The 15,714-nt window shown below is 44.7% G+C and carries 13 protein-coding genes; 7 read left to right on the top strand and 6 right to left on the bottom strand.

All coding sequences use genetic code 11. The annotated features are described in order from the left end of the window. Positions 1-64: 64 nt before the first annotated feature. A complete protein-coding gene (gene purL / locus LP107_RS04965) occupies positions 65-3,991 on the bottom strand; it encodes a phosphoribosylformylglycinamidine synthase (protein ID WP_078273159.1) in 3,927 nt (1,308 codons plus the stop codon). Positions 3,992-4,258: 267 nt separating this feature from the next. Between purL and LP107_RS04960 the strand changes: the two genes are divergently transcribed. From LP107_RS04960 to LP107_RS04945, 4 genes are all read left to right on the top strand, one after another. Continuing rightward, entirely contained in the window at positions 4,259-4,927 is a 669-nt protein-coding gene (locus tag LP107_RS04960) for a FixH family protein (protein ID WP_078273096.1), read from the top strand. Positions 4,928-4,945: 18 nt separating this feature from the next. Continuing rightward, positions 4,946-5,731, top strand: a complete 786-nt coding sequence (locus LP107_RS04955) for a TraX family protein (protein WP_078273097.1) — start codon at positions 4,946-4,948, stop codon at positions 5,729-5,731. A gap of 338 nt (positions 5,732-6,069) precedes the next feature. After that, positions 6,070-6,216 carry a hypothetical protein gene (locus LP107_RS04950; protein WP_264675902.1) on the top strand — a complete coding sequence of 49 codons (147 nt, stop codon included), beginning with the start codon at positions 6,070-6,072 and terminating at the stop codon, positions 6,214-6,216. Positions 6,217-6,239: 23 nt separating this feature from the next. Further along, on the top strand, positions 6,240-6,638 hold the full coding sequence (locus LP107_RS04945; protein WP_264675903.1) for a hypothetical protein: 399 nt from the start codon (positions 6,240-6,242) through the stop codon (positions 6,636-6,638). Positions 6,639-6,697: 59 nt separating this feature from the next. Here LP107_RS04945 and LP107_RS04940 read toward each other — a convergent pair whose 3' ends face one another. Further along, positions 6,698-7,888, bottom strand: a complete 1,191-nt coding sequence (locus tag LP107_RS04940) for a CNNM domain-containing protein (RefSeq protein ID WP_264675904.1) — start codon at positions 7,886-7,888, stop codon at positions 6,698-6,700. A 238-nt stretch (positions 7,889-8,126) separates the two neighbouring features. On the opposite strand from LP107_RS04940, the gene yajC reads away from it, so the two are divergent. The 3 genes from yajC (at position 8,127) to secF (ending at position 11,636) form a co-directional block, all read left to right on the top strand. After that, a complete protein-coding gene (gene yajC / locus LP107_RS04935) occupies positions 8,127-8,444 on the top strand; it encodes a preprotein translocase subunit YajC (protein ID WP_029102065.1) in 318 nt (105 codons plus the stop codon). Positions 8,445-8,624: 180 nt separating this feature from the next. Further along, the gene (gene secD, locus LP107_RS04930) at positions 8,625-10,499 is read left to right on the top strand and encodes a protein translocase subunit SecD (RefSeq protein WP_112742433.1); all 1,875 of its coding nucleotides are present in this window, start codon (positions 8,625-8,627) and stop codon (positions 10,497-10,499) included. Positions 10,500-10,508: 9 nt separating this feature from the next. Next, a complete protein-coding gene (secF, locus tag LP107_RS04925) occupies positions 10,509-11,636 on the top strand; it encodes a protein translocase subunit SecF (RefSeq protein ID WP_112742434.1) in 1,128 nt (375 codons plus the stop codon). A 117-nt stretch (positions 11,637-11,753) separates the two neighbouring features. Here the strand turns inward: secF and cysG are convergent, their stop codons facing one another. The 4 genes from cysG to LP107_RS04905 form a co-directional block, all read right to left on the bottom strand. Then, positions 11,754-13,127 (bottom strand): siroheme synthase CysG, encoded by a 1,374-nt coding sequence (gene cysG / locus LP107_RS04920; RefSeq protein WP_112742435.1) that lies wholly within the window; start codon positions 13,125-13,127, stop codon positions 11,754-11,756. Between the two features lie 146 nt (positions 13,128-13,273). Then, positions 13,274-14,185: an IS982 family transposase gene (locus LP107_RS04915; RefSeq protein WP_078275357.1), complete on the bottom strand. Its 912-nt coding sequence runs from the start codon at positions 14,183-14,185 to the stop codon at positions 13,274-13,276. 106 nt (positions 14,186-14,291) lie between these two features. Next, complete coding sequence (locus LP107_RS04910) at positions 14,292-14,948, bottom strand: phosphoadenosine phosphosulfate reductase domain-containing protein (protein ID WP_228157696.1); 657 nt, start codon at positions 14,946-14,948, stop codon at positions 14,292-14,294. A gap of 237 nt (positions 14,949-15,185) precedes the next feature. After that, positions 15,186-15,713 carry a DUF934 domain-containing protein gene (locus LP107_RS04905; RefSeq protein WP_162860410.1) on the bottom strand — a complete coding sequence of 176 codons (528 nt, stop codon included), beginning with the start codon at positions 15,711-15,713 and terminating at the stop codon, positions 15,186-15,188. Position 15,714: the final 1 nt, after the last annotated feature.

Raw genomic sequence — 15,714 nt, 5'->3', positions numbered from 1 at the left:
ATAAATTTGGCATTTTCACAAAAAAAACACCGCCAACATGACGATGTTTTTTTGGCTTGGGTTGTTATCGTAAAAACGCACGGGCATTACGGAACAGTCGCATCCATGCCCCGTCTTTGTCCCACTCGTTCGGTTTCCATGAGTGATTGACCGCACGTAGTGTCCGCTCTGGATGTGGCATCATGAGTGTTACTCGCCCATCATTACTACAAATGCCTGTAATGCCTTGGGGTGAGCCGTTGGGGTTTAGAGGATAATGCTCAGTGGGTCGCCCCTGACTGTCCACATAGCGTAGGGCAATCTGACCGCTATTTTCTAACTCAAAAATCGCCTTGTCATCAAGGTTGGCAAAGCCTTCGCCATGTGCCACTGCAATCGGCAAAATACTGTCTTGCATACCCTTTAACAGCACTGATTTGGTGCGTTCCACACGCACATTGACCGTACGAGCCTCAAAACGTGCTGATACGTTGGTGCTAAATCGTGGGAAATACTCCGCTCCGACCATCAAGCCTTTGAGCTGGCTCATCATCTGACAGCCGTTACACACGCCCAGAGCAAAGGTCTCGGGACGATGGAAAAATCTGGCGAACATCATAGACAACTCTTCGTGGTGTAACACGCTATTTGCCCAACCCGAGCCTGCCCCTAACACGTCGCCATAACTAAATCCGCCACAGGCTACTAGCCCATCAACATCACGCAGATTGACACGTCCACTCATGAGGTCGCTCATGTGCACATCAAGTGCGTCAAAGCCTGCCAGTTTAAAGCCTGCCGCCATCTCCAAATGACCATTCACGCCCTGTTCACGCAAGATAGCAACTTTAGGTTGGCTGGTGCGAGCATTGACATACGGAGCTTCTACGGCTTGATTTAGGTCGTAATTTGCCTGTGCAATCAGTCCGTGATGGTCGATGTCGTTGATGAGTGCAAACTCTTGGTCGGCACAGACAGGATTATCACGCAAGCTAGCGATGGCGTGGCTGACTTTTGTCCACTCATTTTGTAAATCGCTACGCATGAATTCTAAGTCCACAGTGGCTGTCTGTATGCTTAGAATGTCTTGATCGGCACCGCCAGCAGGGGTTTCAAAAACTTGTCCGATTTCACTCATCAGCTCTGACACGCCCATACTGTGTGCCAACTCTTCAAAATCAAAAGCGTATTCAGGTAGCACCTGCACCACCGCCCCCAACTCTTCGGCAAACAGCTGTCCTAAGACGTTATCATCATCAAGAGATAGGTTAATGGCGACACGGGCAGTGAACTGCATCTCCGCCACGGTGGCAATCAGTCCACCATCAGAAATGTCATGATAGGCACTGATAAAGCCTTGCTTATTGGCACTTTGGATAAACTCAAAAAAACGTCGCAAATCATCGGCACTGTCCACATCAGGACAGTCATCGCCAAGCTGACCCAATGTTTGGGCAAGGATAGAGCCACCTAGACGGAATTTACCTTTTGATAAGTCAATACGATACAGACGACTGTCCGCATTGATAAGCTCAGGTGTTAAAGTTTTGTTGATGTCTTGAACAGGAGCAAAGCCTGTGATGATAAGACTCATGGGCGATACCACCGCCTTGTCCACGCCATCATCTTGCCAGCTAGCACGCATGGACAAGCTGTCTTTGCCCACAGGAATGGCAATACCTAAGGCAGGGCATAGCTCCTCACCTACGGCATGCACCGCATCATATAACGCCACATCTTCGCCATCATCACCGCACGCCGCCATCCAGTTGGCAGATAAGGTAATGTCGGATATCTTGGCGATATTGGCACTGGCTAAGTTGGTAACCGTTTCGCCCACTGCTAGGCGTGCTGACGCTTTGGGACTGATGAGCGCCACAGGCGTACGCTCGCCCATCGCCATCGCTTCGCCCGTATCGGCAAGCAGTCCTGTCATCGTCACCGCACAGTCCGCCACAGGCACTTGATAACGCCCCACATACTGCTCACGCACCACCATGCCCGTGATAGAACGGTCGCCAATACTAATCAAAAATGATTTGCTTGCCACGGTCGGATGTCTTAGCACATCTCGAACAGCACTGGCAATGTCTGGCTCATCGACATTTAGGGTTGTTAGCTGAACATTTTGGCGACCTACCGAACGCTTCATCTTGGGCGTACCACCCAGTAGCACTTGCATGGGCATGTCCACGGGTTGCTCTGGTAGTAGCTCGTCATTGACTTTAAGCTGACGTACATCGGTTGCCACGCCCAGTATGGCAAAAGGACAGCGCTCACGCTCACAAATTTGAGTAAATAACTCCTCGTCCTTAGGGTCAATGGCTAGCACATAACGTTCTTGGGCTTCATTTGACCAAATTGCCATAGGCGACATGCCACGCTCTAACGATGGCACTTTTCTAAGCTCTAACACCGCCCCAAGCTCATGGTCATCCACCAGCTCTGGCATGGCGTTAGACAACCCGCCTGCCCCCACATCATGAATGGAGACAATGGGGTTATGCTCCGCCTCCATCGCCCAGCAAGTATCAATTACCTCTTGGCAACGGCGTTCCATCTCGGCATTATCACGCTGTACACTGGCAAAGTCTAGCCCCTCATCTAGGCTACCACTGTTCACTGAGCTTGCCGCCCCACCACCTAGACCGATTTGCATGGCAGGACCCCCAAGCACGATGAGCAAATCACCTTGCTTGATGGCATTTTTTTCCACCAAATCACGCTTGATATTACCATAACCGCCGGCAATCATGATCGGCTTATGATAACCACGCATTTGACTGCCGTCATGCATGACACTGGTATCAAGCTGAAAACTTCTAAAATATCCCGTCAAATTAGGGCGACCAAATTCGTTACTAAACGCCGCACTGCCTAGTGGAGCGTGAGTCATGATTTCTAGGGCAGATGCCATACGTTCTGGCTTGCCGTATGCTTTGGTCTGAACCTCCCATTTTTCGGGCATTTCTGGCAAGTGCAAATGCGACACGCTAAATCCCACCAAACCTGCTTTTGGCTTACCGCCACGCCCTGTCGCTCCTTCGTCTCGTATCTCACCGCCCGAGCCTGTCGCCGCCCCTGCATAGGGAGCGATGGCTGTTGGGTGATTGTGCGTTTCTACTTTCATCAAGATATCAATAGGCTCTTCATGAAAGTCATACTCATGCACGCCATCACTATTTTTATTGACATAAAAACGCTTGGCAGTAAAGCCTTCCATAACCGCCGCATTGTCTTTATATGCCGACAAAATATCCTCAGGCGAGGTTTCATGGGTATTTTTAATCATTTTAAATAATGATTTGTCTTGTTTTTTGCCGTCAATCGTCCATTCAGAGTTAAAAATCTTATGACGGCAATGCTCGCTGTTGGCTTGGGCGAACATCATGAGCTCCACATCAGTGGGGTTACGAGCTAAGATGTTAAAATGCTTGACCAAATAATCCATGTCTTCATCCGACAGGGCAAAACCAAACTCACGATTTGCCTGCACCAATGCCGAACGCCCCTGCCCCATGATGTCAATGTGTGTGAGGCTGGCAGGTTTGTCATCGCCAAACAGAGCCTTGACCGCTGATAACTCATGGCTTAGACTTTGGGTCATGCGGTCGTGCAGGATATTTTGGGCGACCTGTGGCAGTTTGCGTGGTAGCTCGCCCTCGCCTGTTAGTGTGAACAATACCACACGCTCGACACGCTCAATGTCCACCCCACAGTTTCTAAAAATATCGGTCGCTTTGGACGCCCACGGACTAATCGTGCCAAAACGTGGCGACACCACCACTTGACGTTCGCCCTCGCTTGCCTTATCCTCATCAAACTCCAAGCCGTCATTTAAGAGACTCAACGCTTTTTGGCGTGCATCAGCCGTCAGATAGCTAGGAAAAACATAAATCTGCTGTGACTTGATGGCACGGATGGGTAAATTGGCTTTGGTATTTAGCTCTTTAATGAGAGCGTCTGTCTGAAACTGGGTTAAAAACGGCTTTCCAGCGATGGTCATCATGATGGTTATTCCCCACAATTTGATGGATAAGAAAAATGACAAACAATATAAAAGCAACGAGCAATTATCAGCACGCTATTTTAACAGATTCTACCCCGATTATGCCAATGCTTTACTGATATTTTTTAAATTATTGGGAGGCATTGAACGCTTGTGGTACAATTTGCATTATAGAAATATGTTAGAAACAAAATGCTGTTTTTGGATGGAAATTTTGGCTTTTTTAGACAAAAAATGCTACAATAAGCCAAATTTTATCCCCATGTCATCATGTCAGCGACCACCCCAACCCCCAATACCCCCCAAACCACTGCCAACATCAATGCCAATGTTTGGTATAAAAACTACATGGTCATCGTGTTTGTCATCGGACTGCCACTCATTGTGGTAATTTCTTGTGTTTTCTTTATCGTGCACGCCTTTAAAATCAAAGACTCGCCCGTGCGTGATGATTGGTACATGGACGGCAAAAGCCTCTATCAAGATGCCTCCAAAGATAAGCTCGCCCATGATTTGGGCTTATCAGGAATCATGCGATTGGACGGCACGCCTGATGATTATGCCGTGCGATTTGAACTAAAATCCGCCCAAGCCATGAGCTATCCTGCCACGCTCAATGTCAAAGTTTCACACGCCACCGACAAAGCCAAAGACCGTGATTTTGTGCTGACCTACCAAAGCGACAATCTATATACCGGCAAGTTCACCCTTGACCCCCTGCCTGCCAAATACTATCTTGACATCAGCAATGATGACCACAGTACTGCCAAGATAGAAGCTGGTTCATGGCGACTGACCCACAGCCAAAAACTGCCTGCCCAAAACGTGGCGTTTTTGCCTTTGACCGCCTTTGATGATGAGCGTCAAGCCCTGCCCGACCAACGAGACAAACGCCACCAACAGCACACCCCCGACACCATACCACCATTGGCACAATAACTCATCAACAAGCCCAAGATGACCAATATAAGCCGTCAAACCCATCAACCATTGACCGCTTTTCATGTCAAATGGCTTGCCATGCTACTCATGACCGCCGACCATGTGGCATGGCGGTTTTTGGATTATGATGTGCATTCATCAGAGATGTTACACTTTGTGGGGCGGGCGGTGGCTCCACTCATGTGTTATTTGCTCGTGGTCGGCTTTTATCATACGCATGACATCAAGGGCTATGCCAAACGGTTGGGGCTGTTTGCCCTTATCTCACAACTGCCCTTTTGGTTTTTTAATATTGGCATTGCTCATACTGCCCTGCTTTGGCAAGGGGTTTCTTTTGATGATTGGGCGGTACTGACCCCTTTTATAGGCGGTAACGTGCTGTTCTCGCTCTTATTATCGCTCATTGCTTTGATGATTCGTCACCATAAATCTTTTCACCTTTGGGAAAAGGCAATCCTTATCGTCCTGCTCTATCCCATCATCAGTCTGTGTGATTATGGTTTTGCCATGATTTATATGACGTTATTGTTTGATTATTTTTATAAAAATAAACCCAACTACCTTATCATCGCTTATCTCTTATCCTTGCCTATCATCTATGTGCTCATCTATGGCTTTAACACCACCGTAGGGCTTGGCTATATGCACTTTGGCATGATATTGACCGCCCTTATCATCCATGGTTTTAATGGACAAAAAGGCTCTGACTTTGGCGGTCGCTATCTGTTTTATTGGTTTTATCCTGTGCATTTATTAGTCATTGCTGTGGCGGAATATTTGCTTTTAGATTATGTTAAATAAATTATCAATGTCAAAAAACAACTCAAAGATTATGCTTTTAATTTATAACATTTAAAAGAATAAAAATTACTCTACTCTTTTAGGGCGTGCCTACCATTGATAACATTTTTATACAATAAGTTAAAAACCTAACATTTTAAATTAATTTTTGCATGAAAAATGGCTAAATCTTGTTTTTCATTGCAAATACCAAAGGCAGGCACGCCCTATACAAGCCATTGATTCACCAAGGACGATTGTAATTTGCCCCCACAATCAAGCCATCCAATAACCAATAAACCACCATTTTAACTTAAAATTAGAGTAATATATGCACATCATCACCCCAAGGAGCTTTTATGAAAAATCTCATCCGCTGTGTATTATCTGCTGTTTTGCTTAGCTCTCTGCCTGCATTTGCACTAACCATTGCCCCGCCCGTATCAGAAACAGAAAAAGTTAGAAACACACATCGCTTATTTATCGGCTCCAAAAAGTCGCCTTAGAGAGACTGGAAAAATATGGCTTTATGGACATTAAAGACAGTGGTAAGCGTGAATGTTTTATGGATGATGAGGTGTTTCGTTGTAGAGTTATACACCCTTACGCTTTTGTTATGAAAGATGATGTTTTTGCCAAAATCGATTATAACTTCAATCCAAGGTTTTCATCTATCCAATCAACATCTACCACCCTATCCAAAGATGAGAAAGATGAACTCATTAATGTCCTAAACATGGCAACTGATAACCCACAAATGTCAGAGATCATCATTGACAAGTTGGTTCAAGATTATCACGCAAAAGTCGCCAAGGAAGAAATCATAGAAAAAGGATGGCATGTTTATTCTGTTTATTTTAACTATTATGGTGTAATTATTGAATTGACAGGCAGTGATGAAGAATTTATATATCTTTATGTTAATTAATCCAAAAAAAGAAAAAGGCGTCAGCCATCAGCCACGCCTAGTCTTTGATTTGCAAATTATCATCCATTTGACACATTATCCACATTTTTATCATCAGCAACGGTCGTGCCTAGCCTGCTCATGCGTCTGTCCATGAGCTGACGGGCAAGGGCTTGCATGTCATCAACACGGTCAATCTCATCAACAATTTCAAGCCCAAGCAAGGTTTCAAGGACATCTTCTAAGCTCACAATACCTTTGACTTCGCCAAACTCACCCACGACAAGGGCGATGTGCAGTCGCTCTTTTAACATCAAATCAAGCACATCAAACAGCTTCATCTTGGCAAAGACAAAGGTAATGTCTCGTTTAAAGGCTTTGATGGGTGTGTGAATCTCTTGGTTGGCTTTGGCAATGAGCAGGTCACTTTTTAGCACAAAACCTGTGGCATTATCTAGGTCTTCATCAAAAATGGGAAAACGTGAAAATGGCAATTTGGCATGAACAGCAAATACATCGCCTACCGTCATATTCTCATCAAAGGCGATCATCACCGAGCGTGGCGTAACAATACTCTCGACATGAATCATGCTCAGAGCCAACGAGTTTTTGATGATGCGTGTCTCAAGCTCGCTCATCTGTCCTGATACCTCACCTTGATTGGCAAGGGCGATGAATTCATGACGGTTAAACCCGCTCTCGTTGTTGCCCCGAGTGAGTAGGCGAGAGACTTTTTCGGCAACCCACACGATGGGAAACAGCAAAATACTAATACCTTTGACATAGTACGCCACTGGCACAGCAAAACGTCGCCAATAAGTCGCCCCCAGCGTCTTTGGGATAATCTCGCTACCCATAAGTACCGCCAATGTCATCACGCCACTAAACACCCCAAACCACGCACTACCAAACACGATGGTCGCCTGCGAACCTGCCCCAAGCGAGCCTAAGGTATTGGCGATGGTGTTGAGCGTGAGAATTGATGAGATGGATTTTTCGATGTTTTTAACTTTGACTTCGTTGAGCAAGTCGGCAGTTTTAGGGCTGTCATCTCTTAGCGTGTCGATATAGCTTGAGGTCATTGTCAGAAGAGTTGCTTCTGAAATAGAACAAATAAAGGAAACAATCAGCGACAACGCCACATAAAAGATAAGCAAAATAACATTGGTGCTACCCGCCTGTCCCACACTCTCGCCTGTGGCAGCAAGGACAGTGATGGGTGTGATGGCTAATAAAAAGATAACAATAAGGAAAAATCGCGGTCGGGGCATATAAAGAATGAGTGGCTTAAATTAACCGCTAATATTAAGCCAAAATGATGGCAACTGCAAGTATTTTAGGATAAAGTGGACAATTTTGTGATGATGAACGTGGTTGGGATTGGGAGTAGGACGATATTTTTGGGGAAATTTATAAAATTTTTCAAAGACTTATGTAAAATTTTATAAATTGTGTTTGTTTTATGGTATGATATGCGTTATTTTTCGTTTTGGAAATTTAGGAACACTCATGCTACTTTCTATTTTGGCAACCACTGCCCCTGCTCAGCCCAATGCCTTTTTGCAATTATTACCGATGGTTGCCATTTTTGCCATTTTTTATTTTCTCATCATTCGCCCCCAGTCCAAGCGTGCCAAAGAACACCGTGCTATGGTCAATGCGTTGGCGGTGGATAATGAGGTGGTATTTGCTGGCGGTCTGGTCGGTCGTGTCAAAAAAGTTGATGGCGACTATGCGGTCATCGCCCTAAACAACAACACCGATGTCAAAATCCAACGTGCGTCCGTGATTAGCGTATTGCCCAAAGGCACGATTGAAAATATCTAAATTCGGTACTGTTAAAGACGCATTTTAAATAAATGCATCGGGCAAAAGGATAAGCCCTATTTTAACAAGACCAAACAATGATTTAACACTTAAATTATTGTCAATTATTAAAGGGTTTAATGATAATTATTTTTTAAAATAAATTAAACCCACATCATCAACCTTTGTAAAGAAGTCCTTATGCATTACCCTGCTTGGAAATACATACTCATCGCTGTGGTGCTGGTCGTTGCTGGCTTGTACGCCCTACCCAATCTCTACCCTGACGAACCTGCGGTACAAATCACAGGTGCCAGTGCTGGTACTGAACTGACATCCGACGTGTTGGTACAGTCACAGGCTCTGCTTGATAAGGCAGGTTTGGCACATCATGATGGTAGCTTTGCCAATAACAGTGCCTTGATTCGCCTAAATACCGCCGAAGACCAGCTCAAAGCCCAAGAGACCCTCCGCCAAAACCTAGGTGAAAACTACGTTGTGGCACTAAACCTTGCCCAGACCACGCCCCAATGGCTAAAAAATATCGGAGCAAAGCCGATGAAGCTGGGTCTGGACTTACGTGGGGGCGTGCGGTTCGTCCTAGAAGTGGACATGGATAAAGCGTTAGAGCAACGCCTAACGGTTGCCACCCAAGATGTGCGTCGCAATCTACGCACCGCCAAAATCGCTGTCAAAAGCCTAAGAACCACCAAAGATGGCATGGTACTGACCTTTAACAGCGACAATCAACGCAACCAAGCCCAAAGCGCCCTGCAAGGGAGCATGATGGACTTCACGCTAAGACCCCTTGCCAGTAATGACGGGGCGGTGCTAGAACTCACTTATACCGAACAAGCCCTAAACCAAATCAACGAGTACGCTGTCGGTCAGAACTTGACCACCCTGCGTAACCGTATCAATGAGCTTGGTGTGGCAGAAGCACTGGTGCAGTCGCAAGGCACCAACCGTATCGTTGTGGAACTACCTGGTGTGCAGGACACCGCCGAAGCCAAGCGTGTACTGGGTCGTACGGCAAACTTAGAGTTTCGCATGGTCAGTGAAAACGCTCATAACTTCACAGGTGGTATCGCCCCTGCTGGTACCGAAGCCTTCCCTTTTGGCACGCTTGATGGTCCACCCGTCTTACTTGACCGCCAAGCCATCGTGACAGGCGACAAAGTCCAAAACGCCCAAGCTGGTGTTGATGAAAATGGTCGCCCACAGGTATCCATCACCCTAGACACAGCAGGTGGTCGCCTCATGCAAAACGCCACTCGCACCAGTGTGGGCAAACAGATGGCGGTGCTATTTATTGAAAATAAACAACGTGTCGGCTATGAGACTGACCCCACCACAGGCGAGACCAAAGAAGTGCGTCAGCCATATAGTGAGACTCGGGTCATCAACCAAGCCACCATTCAGGCAGTATTAGGCTCATCCTTTGTCATCACAGGACTAGATAGCCCTGCCGAAGCTGGCGAGCTTGCCCTACTGCTTCGCTCTGGGGCGTTAGCGGCACCGATGTACTTTGTTGAAGAGCGTACCATTGGTCCATCACTGGGTCAAGATAACATTGATAAAGGTCTTAATGCATCTAAAATCGGCTATCTGCTTGTGTTCTTATGGATGATTGTGTTCTATCGTGCTTGTGGCGTGATTGCCAACATTGCCCTTGCCTTTAATATCATCATGCTAGTGGCGGTAATGTCCATCATCGGCTCATCACTGACCCTGCCTGGTATCGCTGGGGTCGTGCTAACCATGGGTATGGCGGTCGATGCCAACGTGCTGATTTTTGAGCGGATTCGTGAAGAACTTGCCAATGGAGCCAGACCCAAATCCGCCATTGTTGCAGGCTTTGACCGTGCATTTAGCTCCATCTTTGATGGTAACATCACAACGTTGCTTGTTGCCTTTATCTTGTTTGCCATCGGTACAGGTCCTGTCAAGGGCTTTGCCATCACGCTTGCGATTGGTATCATTACCTCGCTATTTACCGCCATCATCGTCACTCGTGCCCTGATGCAGTTATGGTATGGCAATCGCAAAAATCTCACCAAAATCAGTATCGGCTAGGAGTAAAAGATGACAGACAATAACGACAATCTTAACACCGCCAGTGAGACTCGCCGTCGTCGTGCCCCACGCCGTGATGGTAAGGGCAGTAATGCCTCTGCTAATGCCAGTCTTGACAATCAAGCCATCATCGCCCAAACCGATGAGTTTGCCGAAAAAGAAGGCGGGGTCAAACTGCTGGGCAATAAACGCATTATCCCGTTTATGAAATTAGAAATCCCCATGGTGGTACTCTCTGCCATCTTGGTAATTGCCAGTCTGGTTGCCATCACCACCAAAGGGCTAAATCTAGGACTAGACTTCACAGGCGGTATCTCTGCCGATGTGGCATACAGTCAGCCTGTCGAGCAAGCACAGGTTGCTTCTGCCCTAGCTGACAAAGGCTTTAATGATGCGGTCGTACAATATCTCGGCACCCGTCAAGAGCTACTCATTCGCCTGCCACCCCAAGAGAATAAAGACCCCGAAGGTCTAAGCAACGCCCTTAGTGACGCTCTAAACCTGCCTGCCAACCCTGCCAAAGTGGACAACGTCAACATCATCGGCAGTCAAGTAGGCAAAGAGGTCTATACACAGTCGCTCATGGCGTTAGGACTGGCACTTATCCTAATGATGGTTTACATCTCCATGCGCTTTCAGTTTAAATTGGCAGTGGGGGCAACGCTCGCTCTGTTTCATGACGTGGTTGTGGTGTGTGGACTGTTTGCCATCTTTGGTTGGCCGTTTGACTTGACCGTGCTTGCCTCTGTATTGGCATTGATTGGTTATTCGGTAAATGATACCATCGTGGTCTATGACCGTATCCGTGAGAATTTTCGCCGTGTGCGTGGACTACTACCCCGTCAAGTCATTGACTTATCTTTAACCGAGACCTTACGCCGTACTTGCATGACTTCTGGTACAGTCTTTGTAGTCGTGCTTGCCTTGCTGTTTTTGGGTGGCGAAGGGTTGTTTTGGTTTGCTTTGGCTCAGTTTATCGGCACCATTGCAGGAACGTATTCATCTATCTATGTTGCCAGCTCCATTCCTTTACGTATGGGACTATCTCGTGAAGATTTTGTGGTACGTGTCAAACCTGAGTTTGAAGAAGAAGTGGTGGTCTTTGCTGATCCCAAACTCCGAAACGCCCAAGATTGATTGCTCAAAAAACCGCTCAACTGATTTTGGGCGGTTTTGTTTTACGGGAAAAATAAAATGAAATGGAATGATTAGATGAATTAGCGTGGTGCTATTTTACAGAATTAAAATTTATGACTACAATCTATCCCCATGCTCATAAACCCCCACCACATTCCCCACCACGATAATCGCAGGGGCGGGCAGATTGGCAACCGCTTGTTTTTGAACGATATTTGAAAGAACGCCTGTCAGCACTTTTTGATTTGGCAAACTGGCATTTGAGATAATCGCAATGGGCATATCCGTGCTAAGTCCGCTTTTGGCAAGGTTTGCCACGACTTTATCAAGGGCATGCAAACCCATATAAAACACCAGTGTCTCGTCCTGATGATACACGCTTTTTAGACCATCAAACTCGCTGTCCTGATAGCACGCCGTCAAAAACCGCACACTGGTCGCAAGCCCCCTATGCGTAAGCGGTATGCCCGCCCCACTCGCCCCTGCAAGGCTTGCTGTAATCCCTGCCACAACCTGATACGGCACGCCAGCAGTATGGCATGCCAGCATCTCCTCACCCCCACGCCCAAACACGAACGGGTCGCCCCCTTTTAGGCGTAGCACACGCTTACCCTGCTTTGCGTACTGCACGATAAGCTCGTTAATCTCATCTTGGGTTTTGATGTGATGACTGCGTTTTTTGCCAACAAAAATCTTGTCGCTATCACGCCGACACAACTCCACAATGGCAGGCGAAACAAGGGCATCATACAGCACCACGTCCGCCTGTTGCATGAGTCGCAACGCCTTAAAGGTCAATAAATCAGGGTCGCCTGCCCCTGCTCCCACGATATACACTTCGCCTGTGGTTTTATTGTCATTTTTGATAAAATCATTTAATTCATCGGACAAATTTTTTATGGGTTTGTCATTTAAAGCATTCGTAAAAATCTTTTCCCAAAAATGCCGTCTTTGATTAATTGTGCTTAATGATGATTTTACTGTATTCCTAAATTCGCCTGCTTTTTTGGCAATGTCGCCGATATTACTTGGTAAACTGCTTTCTATTTTGGCACGGATAAGGCGAGCTAATACAGGGGCTTTGCCATTTGATGAAATGCCAATGGTAATCGGATCTCTATCCACAATCGCAGGAAAGATAAAATCGCATAATTCTGGCGTATCCACGACATTAATAAACAGCCCAATGTCTTTGGCGTTTTCATAAACATTTTTATTTAAGTCATTATCATCAGTCGCACAAATCACCAATGCAATATCATGATGATTTTTTATATCAATTAAATCCTGTTTTTCATAGGATTTTTGAATGATGATATGATTATGATGAATTAAAAATTCTTTAAATTCTTTATCAAAATGTTTGGCAAGCACAACCAATCTTGCCCCTGCATTGGTTAATAACGTAGCTTTTCTTTGGGCGACATCTCCGCCCCCAATGATGAGTACGCTTTTTTGATTTAGATTAAAAAATAAAGGCAAGGTGTTCATAGTGGCTTTTTGGCTGATTTAGCTAATTATTTAAAAAGAAAACCGTTCGTGGTGAGCTTGTCGAACCACAACGGTTTTCCGCTACCCGAAGGCATAGCTCAGGGCGAACGGAAAACCTTTTAAATATGGCATTTTTTACCCCACTCTCAACTTAAAATCATCTCAAACCTTAAGGGTGGATTGCCAAGTTGTTTGTTGATTTGTACACAAAGACTGTGAGCTAAGAGTTTTCTAATAAAACGGTTGGACAGATGCCACAAGTCTCTTGCCTTGGTGGTTTGAACATTAAATCTTTGTGATAATTGAGAGATGACGGTTTCAATGGTTTTTCTTGTTCGTTTAAGATAAGACACAAAACCTTGACCTCTATCCTCTTTCATATTATCCCTAAGAGGTGTTTGTAGATCAACCCCCAACTTAGCAAGTTCCTCTTGTAATGCTTTGGATAAATAACCCTTATCCCCAAAGACCAAACTGGCTTGCCCTCCTTGCAAGGACTGTGTCAACTCAAACACTACCTGTCTGTCATCTGTATTGGCAGGTGTTAATGTGTAAGCAATCACTTGACCGTCTTGGTTTGTGAGTAAATGGGCTTTAAACCCAAAGTAGTGTTCGCTCTTACTGGCACAATAACCAAAGCTCCCAACCCCCTTAAAAGATTTGTGTCTTTTTGCTCTTTGATAGACACAGACAGGCAAAGGAAAGCTGTCAATCAAATAAGGCTTAGTGGGACGGCTGTCTTGATTGTCAAGAATACACAAAGAGCCAAGTACCTTCATCATTTTGTCTTTAACCCAAACCAAGTTGGCACAGTGTTTGGCAAAGTTTGGGTATGAGCCTAATTTGGGGAAATAGTGTTGATAGCAGTTTTTAAAGTAAGCCCAAATCTCCTTGTCAGTGTCAAAACCTAAACTTTCACCCACAAGCTCCATGGTGATGATTTCTGTGTCAGACAAGGCAGGCAAAAAGCCTTTGCTTCTTAGAGGTTTGGTTACAATATTTTGATACAAAGCCTCTACCAAAAGATAGACAACAATGATAAAATCATCATACGACATAGCTTACTCCTAGACTGTTTTGTGGTGAAACATTGGATTGGGCTATGTTGTTTTTATTTCAAGCACCCTGCTTGTTGTGGTGTGTTAGTTGAGAGTGGGGTATTTTTTATAATTGCGTATGTAATCCGCATTCTCTATGTGCCAATGCTTTTGTTGGGTCAAAATAATGATCTTCGCCATATTCATCAATGGTCGGCAGTCCATTATCTGCTTGATATTGATTTAATTCATCAGCCGATTTATAAAATAGTGGGGCAACTTTTAATACACCGTCTTTGGATAGGCTTAATACGTCCAGTGCTGTACGAAATTCGGTTTGGTCTTTACGAATGGCATTAAACCATACATCAGGATTTAACTCCGCTAATGCACGGCGAAAGGGTTCTAATTTGACTTGCTCGGTAAATTTTCCATGATATTCGCTATCCACATCAGGAATGCCGTTTATGGTTGCGTCCACCAATGCCACATCACGAAAGGCACGAGTTTGGGCAGGGATATAAGTAACGACATTTAGATTTAATTCCTTGATAAGTTTTTGGGCGTGTTTATAAGTTTGCACCGTATTATAGCCACTATCCACAAATAGCACGGTAATATCAGGGCAAATGCTTGATACCAAATGCAAAATAGATGCTTCATAAGGACGAAAATTGGTGGTAATAATGGGATTTTTAGCCATGGATAACGCCCATTTGACAATCTCTTGGGGTGTTTTGCCAGTGAGTGATGAATTATAGTCATCAAGGTTTTGTTCATTCACAAGGGTTTTTTGACATGATAGGCTCCGATTAACTAAGGTAGGTATATCATAAAACGAAATTTTTTATTTGTAATCTTATAAAAATTACTATCGTTAATCGGTTTTGGCATATTAAATTTTTGTATTTATTTTTAAAATAATTTTTAAATAAAAAACCATAGGATATCAATAGTTTATCCTATGGCGAAATCTATTTGGGCGAATTGCAATTCTCCCCTACACATCTACATTTAACATCTACCGAAACATCGGTAACGCATTGACTGATTGTCGGCTTTGGGCGGTTTTTAAATCATTTAAGGTTAATATCAGCGTATCAACTTTATCATCATTCACAATAAAGCCATTTGCCCCTGATTTGACAAAATAACTGGACTGGTCAAGCCCAAACGCACCGCCCACGATTATCATGGCGTGGTCATTGATTTTTCGGAGTTGACGGATTAGGCTAAATACTCGCCCGTCTTTAAAATCTTTGACATAAATTAGGATATTTTTTAAGGTTTTTATATCCAAACTTTGTGCCAATTCATTGTCATTATCATCAGCTGTTAAAAACAAATGATAATCCAAATGGCTGTCTTGATAATCCTTTGACAATACGGCATTTATAACATTTTCTGTATTTGCCAATGTATCGCTTATTGTCAAATCAATACTTTGTGATAATGCCATTTTTTCATCATCGGACATATTGGGGTTATATAAAACTACATCTGATAAATCTTGGCTTGTTACGTCATTTTTTAATACAATCAATTTCATC

This window comes from Moraxella bovis, from assembly GCF_025985205.1.
GTDB classification, from domain to species: domain Bacteria; phylum Pseudomonadota; class Gammaproteobacteria; order Pseudomonadales; family Moraxellaceae; genus Moraxella; species Moraxella bovis.
This window is presented reverse-complemented; position numbering and strand designations above follow the sequence as displayed.

Excerpts from the sequence above, each read along its gene's own strand:
- LP107_RS04905 (WP_162860410.1), bottom strand. The coding sequence starts at position 15,713 with ATGAAATTGATTGTATTAAAAAATGACGTAACAAGCCAAGATTTATCA.
- LP107_RS04950 (WP_264675902.1), top strand. The coding sequence starts at position 6,070 with ATGAAAAATCTCATCCGCTGTGTATTATCTGCTGTTTTGCTTAGCTCT.
- secD (WP_112742433.1), top strand. The coding sequence starts at position 8,625 with ATGCATTACCCTGCTTGGAAATACATACTCATCGCTGTGGTGCTGGTC.
- cysG (WP_112742435.1), bottom strand. The coding sequence starts at position 13,127 with ATGAACACCTTGCCTTTATTTTTTAATCTAAATCAAAAAAGCGTACTC.
- LP107_RS04915 (WP_078275357.1), bottom strand. The coding sequence starts at position 14,185 with ATGTCGTATGATGATTTTATCATTGTTGTCTATCTTTTGGTAGAGGCT.
- yajC (WP_029102065.1), top strand. The coding sequence starts at position 8,127 with ATGCTACTTTCTATTTTGGCAACCACTGCCCCTGCTCAGCCCAATGCC.
- LP107_RS04940 (WP_264675904.1), bottom strand. The coding sequence starts at position 7,888 with ATGCCCCGACCGCGATTTTTCCTTATTGTTATCTTTTTATTAGCCATC.
- LP107_RS04960 (WP_078273096.1), top strand. The coding sequence starts at position 4,259 with ATGTCAGCGACCACCCCAACCCCCAATACCCCCCAAACCACTGCCAAC.
- LP107_RS04955 (WP_078273097.1), top strand. The coding sequence starts at position 4,946 with ATGACCAATATAAGCCGTCAAACCCATCAACCATTGACCGCTTTTCAT.
- LP107_RS04945 (WP_264675903.1), top strand. The coding sequence starts at position 6,240 with ATGGACATTAAAGACAGTGGTAAGCGTGAATGTTTTATGGATGATGAG.
- secF (WP_112742434.1), top strand. The coding sequence starts at position 10,509 with ATGACAGACAATAACGACAATCTTAACACCGCCAGTGAGACTCGCCGT.